This is a genomic window from Pseudomonas sp. GW456-12-10-14-LB2, from assembly GCF_002884345.1.
GTDB lineage: Bacteria > Pseudomonadota > Gammaproteobacteria > Pseudomonadales > Pseudomonadaceae > Aquipseudomonas > Aquipseudomonas paraglycinae.
Genome location: NZ_POHV01000116.1, coordinates 1 through 282, shown reverse-complemented (window position 1 = coordinate 282; position 282 = coordinate 1). Strand labels below are relative to the sequence as shown.

General features: G+C 66.7%; 1 protein-coding gene. It reads right to left on the bottom strand.

Translation table 11 applies throughout. From position 1 onward, the window contains the following. A partial coding sequence (locus C1X29_RS28330) for a hypothetical protein (RefSeq protein ID WP_146023295.1) occupies nt 1-255 on the bottom strand: 255 nt, incomplete at its 3' end. Between the last annotated feature and the right edge of the window lie 27 nt (nt 256-282).

Genomic DNA, 282 nt, shown 5'->3' with positions numbered 1-282 from the left:
CGCCAAGTCGACGCCGCCTTTCGAGAGCGCCTCGACTTCAACGCCGAATGCCCCGCCGGCATGCAGTTGCGAGATCTCGACACAGGCTGCAGCCAGAGCCGATCGCCAATCCGTTCGGTCGTCGTCGTTGATCAGGGCCTCTTCAAGCCAGGGCGTCAGGACGGGAGCCGCCTCGCTCAGCGACTGGTCGCGAACGATGAGCAGGTCTGCCAACCGGGGATCAGTGAACGCCGCGCGGCGCCAGAGGCGAGCCATTTCCTCACCGTCGACCCGCACAGGCCC